We start from the raw sequence: 15,442 nt of genomic DNA, 5'->3' as shown, positions 1-15,442 counted from the left end.
GGAGCACCGATGGATGCGGACTGACGCACGTGGAGCTATGGGTTAGCCTGTGCCTCGTCCTGCCCTCGGACAGTGTCAGTGTCAGTGGCGCCGGGCCGGCGGGCAACGACCACGGGGGGCGATGTGGCGCAGCGGTACGGCCACGACGAGGGCCTGACACTGGCGCGCCTGGATTCGCTCGGCGACTCCGAGCAACTCCGCGAGGAGGCCCGGCGGCAGTTGACGCAGGCCGGTGGCAGCGTCCATCTCTCCACCCACTACGAGGGCACTGACCGGTCGAACTCGATCTGGGTCTCCGTCGACCCGGGCGGTCAGGTGGTGGGCGTCGAGCTGAGCCGACTCTGGCGGGAGCGGTTGGAGCCGGCTGGTTTCGCGAGCGCACTGTTCGAGTCGTACGGCGATGCCGTACGGAAGCTGACCAACACCACGGCGCTCGCCGCCCTGGCGGCGCGGGAGGAGTCCGGCGGTCGTCCGTTCGATCCTGCGGTCCCGGCTGACGCGGGGAGCGGGACGATGCCGGTGACGGCGGCTGCCGGTCGCTCCGGAGGGCGCCCGCAGCGGCAGCCCGTGCCCGAGGAGCCGGTCGACGAGCGTGAGTGGCTCGCCTCGACCTGGGACCTTCTCGAAGACATCAACCGGCGGCTACGTCGCCTGGACCGGATCAACAGCGAGTCCACCGCCCGGGAGAGTTCGGAGGAGACGCTGACCAGCCCGCACGGACACTTCACCGTACGGCTGCGGGGTCGGACGATCGCCGGCGTCACCGGTGACCTCCACCGCGTCCGGGGGGCGAGCGACGACCAACTGCGCCGGGAGGCGCTGGCGGTGTTCCGTGCCGCCCAGGCCAACGGGCAGTGAAGCCCGATTCCGACCGAGAGTAGGTACGCCCATGTCGGATGTCACCGTCATCACCCGCGCCGTGTACAACGAGGGCAGGAAGTGGCGGCGGCTCGCCGACCAGATGGAGCCGATCAAGTCGGCGGCCAGCCTGCTCGACCTCGGCATCACCGCGTTCTTCATCGGCGACGCCAACGCCGGGCAGCACTCGTCGGCGTACAACGACTTCCAGGCGTTCATGGAGAACATCCTGGCCGGCGCGGTGACGGAGTTCGACCAGATCGGTGGGGCCCTCGACCGGATCGCCAACGCGTACGACCGGGCCGACGAGGTCGTCGCGCTCGACCTGAACAAGATCTACACCACGTGACACGGGGAGGGCTCTGAGATGGCACCGCCGGGCGACGAGGCCGAGTACACGGGCCCGTTCAACACTGCGTTCGACCAGATCCGTGAGGGCGCCCAGAAAGCGGTCGACGCCTTCAACGACCTGGTCGCCAAGGTGAACAGGTGGGCCTGGCTGATCGGGCCCGCCGCCCTGTGGTGGATCAAGCACAACCTCGACGCGATCCGGGACGCGCTGGACAAGGTCCTGGAGAAGGTGCGGTACGCGATCGAGCACCAGTTGCCGGTGCTGTCACTCATCTCCATCAGTTTCCGGTGGGTGGGCGAGGTCAAGACGCCCGTCTCCGAGCTGTCGTTCGCCGCCACCGAGCCGGCCGACGAGGACCTCGTCAAGTGGACCGGCGACGCCGCCGCCGCCTACACCCGCAAGTCCACCCAGCAGAAGGCGGCCATCGACGAGAGCGTCCTGAAGGCCGAGTTCATCAGTCAGTGGCTGTTCAAGATCGCGAAGGCGAACGTCGACTTCGCCGCGGAACTAGCCAAGATCGTCACCGGGTTGGCGAACAAGATCGTGGAGGCTGCCGCCGAAGCGGGTGGCGTCATCACCCTGCCCCTGGTCATCGAGACGCTGGGCAACTCGGTGGGCACCCTGGTCGAAGAGGGGCTGAACATCCTGATCACGGTCGGTCAACGCTTTGTCGACGCGCTCGGCAACGTACGGGACCTGGCGACCCAGGTCGGTGACCACTCGAAGCTCCCCGGCGGGAACTGGCCCCAGGCGGTACGCGGTTAGGGCGGGCGTCCGAGGTCGGCACCCGGCTCCGGGCCGGTTCACCTCCACCGGGGCGTACGCCCACGTCACGGCGCCGGAAGGGTGAGGGTGTCGAGTAGGCGCAGCCGTTCCGCCGACTCGGTGCCCTCCGGTGCCCCGCTGAAGATGATGCGCATTCCGGGATCGTCGGCCAACCGGACGATCTCCTCTTCGAGAGTCATGGTGCCGACCTGGGGATGGCGGTACTCCCGTCGGGAATGGACGCAGTCACCGACCGGGTACCCGGACCAGATCCGTACGAAGTCCGGGCTGCGTACGCTCAATTCGCCGATCAACGCGTGCAGCTCGTGATCGCCCGGGTGCCGAGCCGCCGCGGTTCGCAGATAGGCAGCGATATCGTGGGCCTGCGACTCCCAATCCGGGAACAGGTCCCGGGACGACGGGTCGAGGAAAATGATCCGGGCGATGTTCACCAGCGGTTCTCCGGACTCGGGATCCGGGGCGGACAGTCCCCACAGGGCATAACCGAGCCGGTTCCCGCCGAGGAGGTCCGCACGGCGTCCCACGATGATCGCCGCCTGACCGACCGCCGCGTCGACCAGGGCACGCACCCCGGGGCGTACGAGTTCCGGCTCGTCGCCGCGACGGACGCCGCGCGTCGGGCGGGCCAGGCGCGTCAGGTAGGCACGCTCGTTCGGCGCGAGTCTGAGCACGCGCGCCAACGACTCCAGGACCGAGTCCGAGATCTGGTGGCTCTCCCCCTGCTCCAGCCGGGTGTAGTAGGTGACGCTGATGCCGGCGAGCTGCGCGAGTTCCTCGCGTCGCAGACCGGGCACCCGGCGCTGGCCGTACGCGGGCACACCGGTCTCCTCGGGGGTGAGCGCGGCCCGTCGACTTCTCAGGAACGCGCCCAGTTCCGCCGAGGACGACCAGCTCCGAGTCATGCCTCCAGTGTCGGCGGGAATGCACCAGCGTGCCTGTCCATCCCGTGGATACCCGCAGCGCGAGCGGCCGCCCGTCGCGGGAACCTCCCGAATCGGCCACGGATATCCGCGTCACTGTTTTGTCCGTTACCGGCCGGCTGGGTAACCACCGCACTGTCTGGTTGTCGACCACGCGGCGATTCACAGTAGGGACGATCAAACGATCCACTTGGAAAGCGAGACCCACCCATGCCCAACCCACCGGCGCAGGCGCCCGGCTTCCAGCGGTTCCGGATCGGAAACCGCCTGGTCACCGCGCTGTACGACGGATACGTACCCATTCTCGCCGAAGACCTGCGGGGCGTCCCGGAGGAGCAGGTACGGACCCGTCTCACCGACGCCTACCTCCCCGAGGAAGGTGACCCGCACACCGCCGTCATCGCCTTCCTCGTCCAGGAGGACGGCCGACACCTCCTCGTCGACACCGGTGGCGGGACCGCACTCGGCCCCGACACCGGTCACCTGCTCGACAACCTCTCCGCCGCCGGGGTCACCCCGGACGACATCGAACACGTTGTGATCACACATCTGCACCCCGACCACTGCGGCGGCCTGGTCACCGCGCAGGGCGACGCCGCCTACCCGCGCGCCACCGTCCACGTCGCCCGTGCCGACGCCCGGTACTGGCTCGACGGGGAACAGACCGCGCGGGCCGAGGGCGTCCAACGGACGATCCACCAGACGGCGGCCACCAGCCTGGCCCCGTACCAGCGAACCGGTCGGCTCGACACCTTCGACACCGACACCAACGAGGTGCTGCCCGGCGTACGGGCGCTCGACCAGCACGGGCACACCGCCGGTCACACCGGGTACCTGGTCGGCGAGGGTACGGACACGATGCTCTTCTGGGGCGACGTCGTGCACAGTCACAGCGTCCAACTGCCGCAGCCGCACGTCTCCATCGCGATCGACAACGAACCCGACCTCGCCGTACGCGCCCGGAACGAGGTGTTCGACCTGGTCACCCGGCACCGATGGTGGGTGGCGGCGGCCCATCTCCCGTTCCCCGGCCTGGGCCACCTGCGCCGCGTCGAGAACGGGTACGCCTGGGTTCCGACCCACTTCCGACCCGTACCCGAGAGCGCCTGAGCGCCGGTCAGGACTCCGGGACCTGCGACAGCGTCGCCTTCACGATCGTCTCCACCTTGGCCGCCAGCACGTCCTTCGGGGTGAAGGCGGTGCCGCCCACCGCCAGCCACACCTTCAGGACCAGGTTCCCGCTACGCGTGTGGATCATGTACTCGGCATACCTGAAGCCGGGTTCGGACTGCTGGGCGAAGGCTTCCGCCTCGTCGCCGACACCGTCGACGGCGCCGTCCGGGTTCATCTCGGAAACGTCCTGGGTGGCCCGGTAGAGGCGCCCCGCCTCGTCGGCCGAGCCCAACGTGGACGCCTCGACCAGGAGGCTCGCCTGGTGCCCGCTACGCGTACGCATCTCGAACAGGCAGGCTGCTCCCGGCGCCGAACGCGGCTGCTTCGGCTCCCGCCGCTCGACCGTGAGCGACAGGTCGGCGAGCGGGCCGAGGTCCGTACGGGCGCACAGGTCCAGACCGACCGCGTCGTACGTCCGGCCGGTCCCGGCGGGCGCCGAACTGCCGGTCGTCTCCGGGGCTGCCGGACCGGTCGTCGGCGTCGGCACGTCCGACGACCCGCTGCCGCAGCCGGCGGCGAAGAGGACGACGACCAGTGCGCCTAGCCCACCGACCCACACCCTGCGCATCCCGCGCGATGTCATGTTCCGGAGGAGGCCCGACGACGGGAGTTCCATGACGCCAACGTACCGGGCGCGGGGCCCGGCGCGCAGGCCCCGACAGCACGAGCAGAGCCCGATTAGGGTGGGTGGCATGGCCACCCGGGAGACCGCTGAGATGATCGCACGGACGCGCATCGTCAGCGCGGAGGCGATCCTGAACAACACCGCCGACCTGCGCGGCTACCCACACCGCTACCTGGCGATCATGTCCCATCGCGGGGTCGGCCCGGAACGGGCGACGTACGCGTTGATGGCCGCCGAGGCGCTCGACCCGCTCGGCTGGGAACTGCTGAACATCGCCGAGTTCGGCAGCAGCAAACTCGTACACGCCTTCCTCCGTCGCCGGTAGCGCCCTGGCATGATCCCTGGATGCGTCCATCCGTAGCGGTTGTCCACGACCTGGTCTCCGGCGTTGAGCCGGCAGACGAGTTGGAGGCTCAGCACCGGCTGGAGACGTTGCGGTGGCTGGAGAGCACCGATGACGTCTTCCGGCGGGTCAAGCCGGCCACCCCGCCACGTCACCTGGTGTCCTACGTCGTTCCAATCGACCGTACGGATGGCAGCCTCCTCCTGGTCGACCACATCAACGCCGGGCTGTGGCTGCCGCCCGGCGGACACGTCGAACCGGACGAGCACCCGGCGCAGACCGCCCGCCGGGAGGCGGAGGAGGAACTCGGCATCACGACCGACAGCGCCTTCGAGGAGCGGCCCACCTTTCTCACCGTGACCCGAACCGTCGGCATGGATGCCGGGCACACCGACGTGAGCCTGTGGTTCCTCGTTTACAGCGACCGCCAGCAGCCGCTACGGATCGACCACAGCGAGTTCCGGGAGGCCCGGTGGTGGTCGTTGGCAGAGGTGCAAGCAACCGATGGTTCCCGCTTCGACCCACACTTCACCCGCTTCCTCGCCAAACTCAGAGACTGGGTGTAGTCACAGATGGTCGATCTACAAAAGCCGGTGTGGCTGCTCGACGTGGACGGGGTGCTCAACGTCGACGACCCCGGCCGGTGGGGAGGAACCCTGGCGTACGGCTACGCCACCGCCGCCGGCCGCTCGGTGCTGCTCCAATGGATGCCGCCCCTGATCAGCCGGATCCACGCCCTGCACGCCTTCGGTCTGGTCGAGGCGCGCTGGTCGACCACCTGGTGTGCGTACGCCGACGAGTTGGAGCGGCTGTGGGAGCTGCCGCAGCTCGGTCGGGCGTTCACCGAACCGCTCACCGGAGATGCCGCTGCCTCGGCGAAGCTCGCCACCGCCAGGTCGGTGCGCGCGGACGGGCGACGACTGATCTGGTCGGACGACCTCGAGACGCCGACCGACGGGCCGGTCTACGAGGAACTGACCGGCGGCGGTCATGCCCTGCTGATCCGCCCCGATAGCTGGGTGGGATTGCAGCCGGACGATCTGGACGCGATCGAGACTTTCGCCGTCCGTCACACCAGCGCCGAAGCGGCCGGCTGACGGAAAATGGTCAACATCGGTAGCTTTTAGGAATGGCGCTGGTCGCCGCCGAAGGATGATCCGCCTCAAGGTGTACCGTCCGGATTGAGGGCGTCCGGGGTCAAGGCCGAGCGGAACCGCCCAGACCACCAGCTGGGAGATGATCACGATGCCGAGCATCGGTGACAATCTTGCCCGCCTGCGTCGCCGAGCCGGGTTCACGCAGGAAAACCTTGCCGAGCGCTCCACCGTCAGCGTCTCCGTGATCCGCAAGCTCGAACGTGGCGACCGCGACTCCGCATCTCTGCCAACCCTCCGAAAACTCGCCACGGCCCTGGACGTCACGACCGTGGCCCTCTTTCACCCCGTGCCTCGATTCGCTCCCGGTAACACCGACGACCGCGACGACCTGTACGTCATGCGTCGCGTCCTCCAACCGGCACGGGCGCTCAGTGGTGGCGGGGTCGTCACTCTCGCCGACGACGAGGACGCACCGTCCAGCACCGACGTCTGGCAGTCCGTACGCGAGATCAACGGCATGTTCCGGGACAGCGATTACGCCGCCGGAGTGGCCGCGCTTCCAACCGCGATCACGTACGCACGCGCGGCGACCTCGGCCGCGCCCGAGCCCCACCAAGCGACGGCCTGGGAACAACTCGCACAGACCTACCAGACCGCCGCAATGATCCTGATCCAGTTACGCAAGGACGACCTCGCCTACTACGCCCTGGGCCTTGCCATCGACGCCGCCCACCAAGCCGGCAGCGACATGCTGGTCGCTTCGGCGGTGTGCAGCGAGAACTGGCTGCTCACCAGGCAGGCGCGGTTCAACGAGGCCGAGCGGGCGGCGCTGGCAACCGCCGAGGCGATCGAGCCCAGCCTGACCCGATCGCCGCAAAGTGATATCGCCACCTGGGGATGGTTGAACCTGGGCGCTGCTGCGGCGGCCACGCGGAACAACCGAATGGACGTGGCCATGGACTCGCTGCGCCGAGCGCGCGCGGCAGCGCACGTTGCTGTCGGGTACAGATCGCCGCATGTCACTCACTGGACCACGTTTAGCCCGGCGGTGGTAGCCATGCGAGAGGTCGAACTCGCGATGGTCACAGGCGATGCGGGACGCGCCCTGAAGGCTGCTCGGTCCGTGCCGTCCTCCGCTCGACCGGCGATCACCTATCAACGCTTCCGTCTCGACGTGGCGGCGGCCCACATCGAGCGTCGACACCACGACGAAGCACTGGATGTTCTGCTGCAACTACGCGCGACCGCAGCCGGCTGGCTGCGCTACCAGCGGTACGCCCACACCTTGACCTCGCGCCTGCTTCGCAGCCGGGCGCGTGCGATTCCGCTTGAGCTACGCGACCTGGCGGACTTCCTCGACGTCAGCGATTGAGTTGACCTGCGGCGCTGCCCCGTCACGGGTCACATCCGCAGACAGGTTCGGCACGTCTGCCCCATAACGCACCTGGCCTCTGTCCCGTCGTGACGGCATCGTCACCACATGGCGAACAACCTGAAGTGGTTCTTTGGTGCGGACGGGAACCCTCGATTCTTCCCTCCATGGGTACGCCGCGCGCCGACCGAACCCATGCCCACCCCGGCGCCGGACGAGCCGATGCCGTGGCCGCTGCGACGGATTCTCGGTAACTCGGGCGTGATCCGCTTCGTGCGGCGGCGCCGATGAACGTCGAGCGGCACCCATCGACGATCATGCCTCGATACCTCTGGCCGGCGATCCTCGGTATTGCGCGGGCGACCATCGCGGCACATGAGTGCGGTGAGGAGTGCCGGTTGTGCCCGGCGTACCCGGCGGGCAAGTGCGGGCGCCTGGCGGCGGCTCGCCGGCTGGCAACCGACCCGGAGATGCTGGCCGCTGAGCGGGAGGCGCAGCGGTGACGGCACGACGGCTCGCCTCGTCGGTCGCCGCCGACCTTACCCACAAGCGCACCAGTCACCGCTGGGACTGCGGCTGCGGACGCCCCTGGCCTTGCGAAGACGCGCGCGAGGAACTTGCTGTGTCGTTCGCCGGAGACCGCATCGGTATGGCCACGTACATGGCCGAGCGACTCGTCGAAGCAGCGCGCGACCTGCGCGGATCGTCGCCAGCCGAACTCTACGACCGGTTCATTCTCTGGACTCGCTGACCTCGGCCCGCCCTGTCCGGTGACGGCGATTGCCGCCGCTAGACCTGCGACTCACTGTCATCCAGCAACCGGAGCAACCGCCTACGTGCGTCTACATCGTCGCGTACGAGGTCCGTCAGCTCGCCTCGGCGACCACTCCGAGCGAGCAGGTCCATGTGCCAAAGGTGTGCGTTGTGACGCTCGTATTCCGCGCGACGCTACCTGCTCGTTGACCCGTCCTACCGGGCAGGGCAGGGCGGCCACCGGCCGAGCCTGGACGACCGGGCGTCGTGGTGGCGGCCGTGGCTGGACACGGTGGTGGCCATGGTCGACCGGGGCGTCGAGGTGCGCCGCGCCCGAATCCGCAAGGCTGGCCCGGCGTCAACCGCGAACCGGAAGCCGCTGATAGCGAAGACGAATGCACAAACTACGTCCGCCAGGCCATAGACCACGGTTCCCTCTGTCCGAGCAGAGGCCGGCAACACCAACTCGTACCGCCGGCCTCTGACTTGTTCAGGCCGCAAACCTACCGAGCGATCAGACGATCGAGCAGACTAAAGATCATCAGCCCAATAACCACCGGATTGATGATCTCTGGGTAGTGGACGGCGGCGAAAGCGCCACCAACGGCAGCGGCCACCATCACCACCGACCGAATCGGTACTCCAGCGTGAGGCAGACGCTCGGGGTGCGGCGAGCCCAGGGGACGTAACGTAGACACGAGCAGTTCCTTCCGTTCAAGGCAGTGGCGGGTGGAATTTGCGTCGGCGGCACCCGTTCCCGCGGGTGCCGCCTCCTCTTGTGCCTGCTTACGGCCGGCACGGCGGCGGCGCCGTCAGCACCGCCTGCCTCAACACGGTACGACCGACACCGACTGTGAACGGCGGTCGCACCGACATGCCCGAATTCACCATCAAGCGGGCAGCTCCCACCTCAACCATCACCCGTTACACCTGGTGAACGCGCGACCCGCTTCGCGCTGCGACAACAACTCGCACCATAACGCGTTCAAAACTTGTCAAGTTTCCGTCACTGGTAATCCGCGAATGGCGGCAGCGGGCGGGCAATTGGGGGTCCGTGAAATCAATCCGTGATCATCTGCTGGCTGAGCGGCGTGTGCGAAGGTCGGCGCGACACTCTCTTTCTGCGCGCTGTGCCCCAGGCGCACCCCACGGAAAGCAATGATCTGTGGACAGCGTGGTAGAACGCGTCTGCCTCATGGCTGCGTCATTTGGCGTTGAAGTAGTTGGCTTCGGGGTGGTGGACGATGATGGCGTCGGTGGCCTGCTCGGGTTCGAGCTGGAACTCCTCGGAGAGGCGTACGCCGATCCGTTCCGCGCCGAGCAGGTCGACGATCTTCGTCCGGTCTTCGAGGTCGGGGCAGGCGGTGTAGCCGAGCGCGTACCGGCAGCCCCGGTAGTCGTTGCGCAGCAGGCCGGCGAGGTCGGTCGGGTCGGTGCTGGCGACCGTACGGCCACCGGGTAGGACCAGCTCGCTGCGGACCCGACGGTGCCAGTATTCGGCCAGGGCCTCGGTGAGCTGTACGGACAGCCCGTGCACCTCGAGATAGTCCCGGTACTCGTTGCGGGCGAACATCTTCGCGGTGTACTCGCTGATCGGCTGCCCCACGGTGACCAGTTGCAACGCCACCACGTCCAGCCCCTGCTCCCTGGGCTTGAAGAAGTCGGCGAGGCAGAGGCGGCGTTCCTGCCGCTGCCGGGGGAAGGTGAACCGGGCCCGTTCGGTGTGCCCGTTCTCGTCCAGCACCACCAGGTCGTTGCCCTCGGAGTACGCCGGGAAGTAGCCGTACACCACGGCCGCTTCGAGGACCTGGTCGGCGATGAGCCGGTCCAGCCAGTAGCGCAGCCTCGGCCGCCCCTCGGTCTCGACCAGTTCCTCGTACGACGGGCCGTTGCCGCCCCGGGCACCGCGCAGCCCCCACTGGCCGACGAAGGTGGCCCGTTCGTCCAGCACGGCCGCGTAGTCGGCGAGCGGCACGCCCTTGATCACGCGGGTGCCGAGGAACGGTGGTTCGGGCACCTCGGCGTCGGTGGCGACGTCGGAGCGGACCGAGGAGTCGAAGATGTCCGGCAGCGAGTCGCTGGTCATGGCCCGGTGCCGCTCCCGTCGCGCCCGACGTGCGGCGAGCGCCGCCTCCCGCTCCGGGTCGACCACGGCCGCGCCGCCGCGTTTGGCGACCATCACCCGGTCCATCAGGGACAGACCCTCGAACGCGTCGCGGGCGTAGTGGACCTGGCCCTCGTACGCCGATCGTAGGTCGTCCTCGACGTAGGCCCTGGTCAGCGCGGCGCCGCCGAGCAGCACCGGCCACCGTTGCGCGACCCCGCGCGACGCCATCTCCTGAAGGTTTTCCTTCATTATGACGGTGCTCTTGACCAGCAGGCCGGACATGCCGATCGCGTCGGCCCGGTGTTCCTCGGCGGCGTCGAGAATCGCGCTGATCGGCTGCTTGATGCCGATGTTGACGACCTCGTAGCCGTTGTTGGAGAGGATGATGTCGACCAGGTTCTTGCCGATGTCGTGCACGTCGCCCTTGACCGTGGCCAGCACGATCCGGCCCTTGCCGCCGTCGTCGGCCTTCTCCATGTGCGGTTCCAGGTACGCCACCGCGGTCTTCATCACCTCGGCCGACTGGAGCACGAACGGCAACTGCATCTGGCCGGAGCCGAACAGTTCGCCGACCACCTTCATCCCGTCGAGCAGGGTGTCGTTGATGATCTCCAGGGCGGGGCGCTCGGTCAGCGCCTCGTCCAGGTCGGCCTCCAGGCCGTTGCGCTCGCCGTCGACGATCCGCCGCTTGAGCCGCTCGCCCAACGGCAGCCCGGCCAGTTCCTCGGCCCGGCTGGCACGGGCCGAGGCGGCGTCGACCCCCTCGAAGATCTCGATGAACCGCTGCACCGGGTCGTACGCGGGCTGGTCGGCGGTTGCCGGCCGGCGCCGGTCGTAGACCAGGTCGAGTGCTACCTCGCGCTGCTCCTGCGGGATCTTCGACATCGGCAGGATCTTGCTGGCGTGCACGATCGCGCTGGTCAGCCCGGCCTGCACGCACTCGTTGAGGAAGACCGAGTTGAGCACCTGCCGGGCGGCCGGGTTGAGTCCGAAGGAGACGTTCGAGACGCCCAGGGTGAAGTTGACCCCGGGGTAGCGGGTGGCGATCTCCCGGATCGCGTTGATGGTCTCGATGCCGTCGCGCCGGGTCTCCTCCTGACCGGTGGCGATCGGGAAGGTCAGCGCGTCGACCATGATGTCGCCGATCTTCAGCCCCCACCGGCCGGTGAGGTCGTCGATCAGCCGGGAGGCGACGCGTACCTTCCACTCCGCCGTACGGGCCTGGCCCTCCTCGTCGATGGTCAGTGCCACGACCGCGGCGCCGTGTTCCTTGACGATCGGCATGACCCGGGCGTAACGCGACTCGGGGCCGTCGCCGTCCTCGAAGTTGACCGAGTTGACCACGCACCGGCCGCCGAGCATCTCCAACCCCGCCTCGATCACCTGCGGTTCGGTCGAGTCGAGCATGATCGGCAGGGTGGAGGCGGTGGCGAACCGGCCGGCGAGCTGCCGCATGTCCTCGGCGCCGTCGCGGCCGACGTAGTCGACGCAGAGGTCCAGCAGGTGCGAGCCGTCGCGGGCCTGGCCGCGGGCGATCTCCACGCACGCCTGCCAGTCACCGGCGAGCATCGCCTCCCGGAACGCCTTGGAGCCGTTGGCGTTGGTCCGCTCCCCCACCATCAGCACGCTGGCGTCCTGCGCGAACGGCACGTGGTGGTAGATCGAGGCGACGCCGGCCTCGGGGCTCGGTTCGCGTACGGTCGGGGTGGTGTTGCCCAGCCGCTCGGCGACCTTGCGGATGTGTTCGGGGGTGGTGCCGCAGCAGCCGCCGACCAGGGCGACACCGTACTCGTGGACGAACCGGTCCAGCGCCTCGGCAAGCTCGTCCGGGGTCAGCGGGTAGTAGGCACCGTCGGCGGTGAGCTGCGGCAGGCCGGCGTTCGGCATCACCGACAGCGGGACCCGGGCGTGCTGGGAGAGGTAACGCAGGTGCTCGCTCATCTCGGCCGGGCCGGTGGCGCAGTTGAGCCCGATCAGGTCGATGCCGAGCGGTTCGAGGGCGGTCAGGGCCGCGCCGATCTCGCTGCCGAGCAGCATGGTCCCGGTGGTCTCGACGGTGACGTGGCAGATCAACGGCACCGTACGTCCGGCGTCGGCCATCGCCCGCCGGGCGCCGACCACGGCGGACTTGACCTGGAGCAGGTCCTGGCAGGTCTCGATGATCAGCGCGTCCACGCCGCCGGTCAGCAACCCGGTGGCGTTCTCCAGGTACGCCTGCCGCAGCGCGTCGTAGCGGCTGTGGCCGAGCGTCGGGAGCTTGGTGCCGGGGCCGATCGAACCGAGGACGTACCTCGGCTTCTCCGGGGTCGACCAGTGGTCGGCGGCGAGTCTGGCGATCCGGGCGCCCGCCTCGGCCAACTCCACGATCCGGTGCTGGATGTCGTACTCGCCGAGGTTGCCGAGGTTGGTGCCGAAGGTGTTTGTCTCCACGCAGTCGGCACCGGCGGCGAAGTAGGCGTCGTGCACCGCCCGGACGACCTCGGGGCGGGTGACGTTCAGGACCTCGTTGCAGCCCTCGTAGCCCTCGAAGTCGTCCAGGCTGAGGTCGGCGGCCTGCAACATGGTCCCCATCGCACCGTCGGCGATCAGGATCCGGTTGGCCAGGGCGTCCAGCAGCGATTCGGGCACCCACCCAGGCTAATGCGGACCAGGCCGGACGACCGTTGCACGGAGCACACTCGCGCAAGGTGTGATCCGCGTCGCCTTCGTGCCGTCCGTACCCGGGTGTCCGACCCACATGATCAGCTTTCGGGCGGCCCGGCGCCCGGCGGACCGGCGGGGCCGCAGGTGGCGGCGGGGGCGGTGAGCGCGGGGCGTCGGCGCGGCCGGCGGGCCCGATCCCGAGCAGAGACGTAGGCTGACGGACGTGAGGGACATCAGGGACAGCGCCAACGGGCACGGCGCGAAGACGACCGGGCTCGGCACCAACCGGTTCAGCGTGATCGGGCTCGACACCGCGACCCGGTTCAGCGTGATCGGGCTCGACACCGCGACGTGCGGTGACGGTGACGGCGAGGTGCGCGCGTGACCGAGTTCGACGGCCTGCCCACGCTGCGTTCACCGGTGGCCATCGCGGCCTTCGAGGGCTGGAACGACGCCGCCGACGCGTCGACCGCCGCGGTCGAGCATCTCGAGCAGGTCTGGCAGGCCCGCCAGGTCGCCGAGCTGGACCCGGAGGACTTCTACGACTTCCAGGTGAGCCGGCCGACGATCACGATGGCCGACGGCGAGACCCGCCGGGTCGAGTGGCCGACCACCCGTTTCATGGTGGCCAGCCCCGAGGGGACCGACCGGGACGTGGTGCTGATCCGTGGGATCGAGCCGAGCATGCGCTGGCGTACGTTCTGCGAGCAGGTGCTGGAGATCTGCCACAGCCTCGAGGTCGACCGGATCGTGCTGCTCGGGGCCCTGCTCGCCGACGTGCCGTACACCCGGCCGTTGCCGATCAGCGGCAGCGCGTCGGACAAGGACGCCGCCGAGCGCTACCAGCTCACCCCGACCCGGTACGACGGCCCGACCGGCATCGTCGGCGTGCTGCACGACGCCTGCTCGCGGGCCGAGGTGGACGCGGTGTCGTTCTGGGTGCACGTGCCGCACTACGCGAACAACCCGCCCTGCCCGAAGGCGACCCTGGCCCTGCTGCACCGGGTCGAGGAGGTGCTCGACCTGCCGGTGCCAATGGCCGACCTGGCCGAGGAGGCGGCGGAGTGGGAGCAGCGGGTGCGGGCGGCGGCCGAGCAGGACGCCGAACTCGGGGAGTACGTGCGAGAGTTGGAGGAGCGGGTCGGCGACGCCGGCATCCAGCCGTTGACCGGCGACGAGATCGCGCAGGAGTTCGAGAAGTACCTGCGCCGCCGGGGTGGTTCCGCCGGTCCGACCGCCGGTTCCTGGTGACCCTTCCACGTGCCACTCGAGCCTGATTGTCGGATAACCGACAAATTCACCGTGTACGATTCTTCCAAGTGATCATATGTCGGGATGATCACCCCTACCCCGCTTATGGGGCTCGTGACCGGTTTCTGGAGCTTCAAGACCTTCGCGGCGGCGGTCGAACTCGGGCTGTTCACCCGGATCGCCGGTGGACGGGTGCTGACGGTCCAGGGCGCCTGCACCGAGTTCGGCCTCCCGGAACGCCCCGCCGACCTGCTGCTGTCCGCCTGCGCCTCACTCGGCCTGCTCGAACGCAGCGGTGAGGGCTACCGCAACACCGAGGTGGCCGAGGAGTTCCTGGTCGCCGGTAAGCCGTACTACTTCGGCGGGCAGGTGCGCTACTGCGACGAGCGCACCTACCTGCCGTGGCACCGGATCGGCGAGGCACTGCGTACGGACAAGCCGCTCACCTGGGACCCGCAGGCCAAGGACTCGATGTTCGACGGCGACGACCCGGAGATGCTCGCCCTGTTCTGGGAGGCGATGTACTCCACCTCGATCTTCACCGCCCGCGCCCTCACCGGCGCGTACGACCTCAGCGGCCAGCGGCGGCTGCTCGACGTTGGGGGCGGCGCCGGCGCCTTCTCGATCGAACTGTGCCGGCAGAACCCCGACCTGCGGGCCACCATCTTCGACCTGCCACACGTCTGCGCACAGGCCGAGACAAAAATCGCCTCGGCCGAGCTGACCGGCCGGGTCGACACCATCACCGGCGACTTCCTCGGCGACCCGACCCTGCCCGGCGGCTACGACACCGTACTGCTGAGCATGATCCTGCACGACTGGGACGAGCCGACCAACGAGCTGATCCTGGCCAAGTGCCTCGACGCGCTCTCCCCCGGCGGCACGATCATCATCTCCGAGCTGCTGCTCGACGACGACCGGTCCGGGCCACCGGCGGCTGCCCTGATGGGGATGAACATGCTGGTCGAGACCGAGGGTGGGAAAAACTACTCCGGGGCCGAGTACCGCGAGTGGCTGCGTCGGGCGGGGTTCGCGGACATCCGTACGGTGACCTTCGAGGGCCCCGGCGCCAACGGCGCGGTGCTCGGCCGCAAGCCCTGACCCTGTCCGTCCCGTCGCGTCTGTCCGTCCCGTCGCGTCTGCTCAGTCCGTCCCGTCTGCT

17 protein-coding genes are annotated in these 15,442 nt (G+C 68.9%); 13 read left to right on the top strand and 4 right to left on the bottom strand.

Annotation, left to right across the window (positions count from 1 at the left end; all coding sequences use genetic code 11):
* Positions 1-123 precede the first annotated feature (123 nt).
* The 3 genes from ACI2K4_RS33395 to ACI2K4_RS33385 are packed head-to-tail and all read left to right on the top strand — an operon-like array spanning position 124 to position 1,975.
* Entirely contained in the window at positions 124-858 is a 735-nt protein-coding gene (locus tag ACI2K4_RS33395) for a hypothetical protein (RefSeq protein WP_404517139.1), read from the top strand.
* 31 nt (positions 859-889) lie between these two features.
* Positions 890-1,207, top strand: a complete 318-nt coding sequence (locus ACI2K4_RS33390) for a hypothetical protein (protein ID WP_404517138.1) — start codon at positions 890-892, stop codon at positions 1,205-1,207.
* 18 nt (positions 1,208-1,225) lie between these two features.
* Entirely contained in the window at positions 1,226-1,975 is a 750-nt protein-coding gene (locus tag ACI2K4_RS33385; protein ID WP_404517137.1) for a hypothetical protein, read from the top strand.
* Between the two features lie 65 nt (positions 1,976-2,040).
* On the opposite strand, the gene ACI2K4_RS33380 is transcribed toward ACI2K4_RS33385, so the two are convergent.
* Positions 2,041-2,898 carry a helix-turn-helix transcriptional regulator gene (locus tag ACI2K4_RS33380; RefSeq protein ID WP_404517135.1) on the bottom strand — a complete coding sequence of 286 codons (858 nt, stop codon included), beginning with the start codon at positions 2,896-2,898 and terminating at the stop codon, positions 2,041-2,043.
* Between the two features lie 228 nt (positions 2,899-3,126).
* Between ACI2K4_RS33380 and ACI2K4_RS33375 the strand changes: the two genes are divergently transcribed.
* The gene (locus ACI2K4_RS33375; RefSeq protein ID WP_404517134.1) at positions 3,127-4,026 is read left to right on the top strand and encodes an MBL fold metallo-hydrolase; all 900 of its coding nucleotides are present in this window, start codon (positions 3,127-3,129) and stop codon (positions 4,024-4,026) included.
* 7 nt (positions 4,027-4,033) lie between these two features.
* Here the strand turns inward: ACI2K4_RS33375 and ACI2K4_RS33370 are convergent, their stop codons facing one another.
* Positions 4,034-4,657: a hypothetical protein gene (locus tag ACI2K4_RS33370; RefSeq protein WP_404517132.1), complete on the bottom strand. Its 624-nt coding sequence runs from the start codon at positions 4,655-4,657 to the stop codon at positions 4,034-4,036.
* Between the two features lie 124 nt (positions 4,658-4,781).
* On the opposite strand from ACI2K4_RS33370, the gene ACI2K4_RS33365 reads away from it, so the two are divergent.
* The 6 genes from ACI2K4_RS33365 (at position 4,782) to ACI2K4_RS33340 (ending at position 8,277) form a co-directional block, all read left to right on the top strand.
* The gene (locus tag ACI2K4_RS33365; protein ID WP_404517130.1) at positions 4,782-5,039 is read left to right on the top strand and encodes a transcriptional regulator; all 258 of its coding nucleotides are present in this window, start codon (positions 4,782-4,784) and stop codon (positions 5,037-5,039) included.
* A 20-nt stretch (positions 5,040-5,059) separates the two neighbouring features.
* Entirely contained in the window at positions 5,060-5,623 is a 564-nt protein-coding gene (locus tag ACI2K4_RS33360; RefSeq protein ID WP_404517128.1) for an NUDIX domain-containing protein, read from the top strand.
* Positions 5,624-5,629: 6 nt separating this feature from the next.
* The gene (locus tag ACI2K4_RS33355; RefSeq protein WP_404517127.1) at positions 5,630-6,154 is read left to right on the top strand and encodes a hypothetical protein; all 525 of its coding nucleotides are present in this window, start codon (positions 5,630-5,632) and stop codon (positions 6,152-6,154) included.
* A gap of 139 nt (positions 6,155-6,293) precedes the next feature.
* The gene (locus ACI2K4_RS33350; protein ID WP_404517126.1) at positions 6,294-7,526 is read left to right on the top strand and encodes a helix-turn-helix domain-containing protein; all 1,233 of its coding nucleotides are present in this window, start codon (positions 6,294-6,296) and stop codon (positions 7,524-7,526) included.
* 287 nt (positions 7,527-7,813) lie between these two features.
* A complete protein-coding gene (locus ACI2K4_RS33345; protein WP_404517125.1) occupies positions 7,814-8,029 on the top strand; it encodes a hypothetical protein in 216 nt (71 codons plus the stop codon).
* Entirely contained in the window at positions 8,026-8,277 is a 252-nt protein-coding gene (locus ACI2K4_RS33340) for a hypothetical protein (protein WP_404517124.1), read from the top strand. The genes ACI2K4_RS33345 and ACI2K4_RS33340 overlap by 4 nt, the downstream gene beginning before the upstream one ends.
* 505 nt (positions 8,278-8,782) lie before the next feature.
* Here the strand turns inward: ACI2K4_RS33340 and ACI2K4_RS33335 are convergent.
* Both ACI2K4_RS33335 and metH read right to left on the bottom strand, forming a co-directional pair.
* A complete protein-coding gene (locus ACI2K4_RS33335; RefSeq protein ID WP_404517122.1) occupies positions 8,783-8,905 on the bottom strand; it encodes a hypothetical protein in 123 nt (40 codons plus the stop codon).
* A gap of 578 nt (positions 8,906-9,483) precedes the next feature.
* Positions 9,484-13,002, bottom strand: coding sequence for a methionine synthase (gene metH, locus ACI2K4_RS33330; RefSeq protein ID WP_404517162.1), 3,519 nt, complete (start codon positions 13,000-13,002; stop codon positions 9,484-9,486).
* Positions 13,003-13,252: 250 nt separating this feature from the next.
* Between metH and ACI2K4_RS33325 the strand changes: the two genes are divergently transcribed.
* From ACI2K4_RS33325 to ACI2K4_RS33315, 3 genes are all read left to right on the top strand, one after another.
* Entirely contained in the window at positions 13,253-13,414 is a 162-nt protein-coding gene (locus tag ACI2K4_RS33325) for a hypothetical protein (RefSeq protein ID WP_404517120.1), read from the top strand.
* Complete coding sequence (locus tag ACI2K4_RS33320) at positions 13,411-14,280, top strand: PAC2 family protein (protein ID WP_404517119.1); 870 nt, start codon at positions 13,411-13,413, stop codon at positions 14,278-14,280. The genes ACI2K4_RS33325 and ACI2K4_RS33320 overlap by 4 nt, the downstream gene beginning before the upstream one ends.
* An 84-nt stretch (positions 14,281-14,364) precedes the next feature.
* Positions 14,365-15,381 carry a methyltransferase gene (locus ACI2K4_RS33315; protein WP_404517118.1) on the top strand — a complete coding sequence of 339 codons (1,017 nt, stop codon included), beginning with the start codon at positions 14,365-14,367 and terminating at the stop codon, positions 15,379-15,381.
* The last annotated feature ends 61 nt before the right edge of the window (positions 15,382-15,442 follow it).

This window comes from Micromonospora sp. NPDC050397 (assembly GCF_044901685.1).
Taxonomy (GTDB): domain Bacteria; phylum Actinomycetota; class Actinomycetes; order Mycobacteriales; family Micromonosporaceae; genus Micromonospora_G.
The sequence above is the reverse complement of the archived record's forward strand: the minus strand, read 5'-3'. Positions and strand labels throughout refer to the sequence as shown.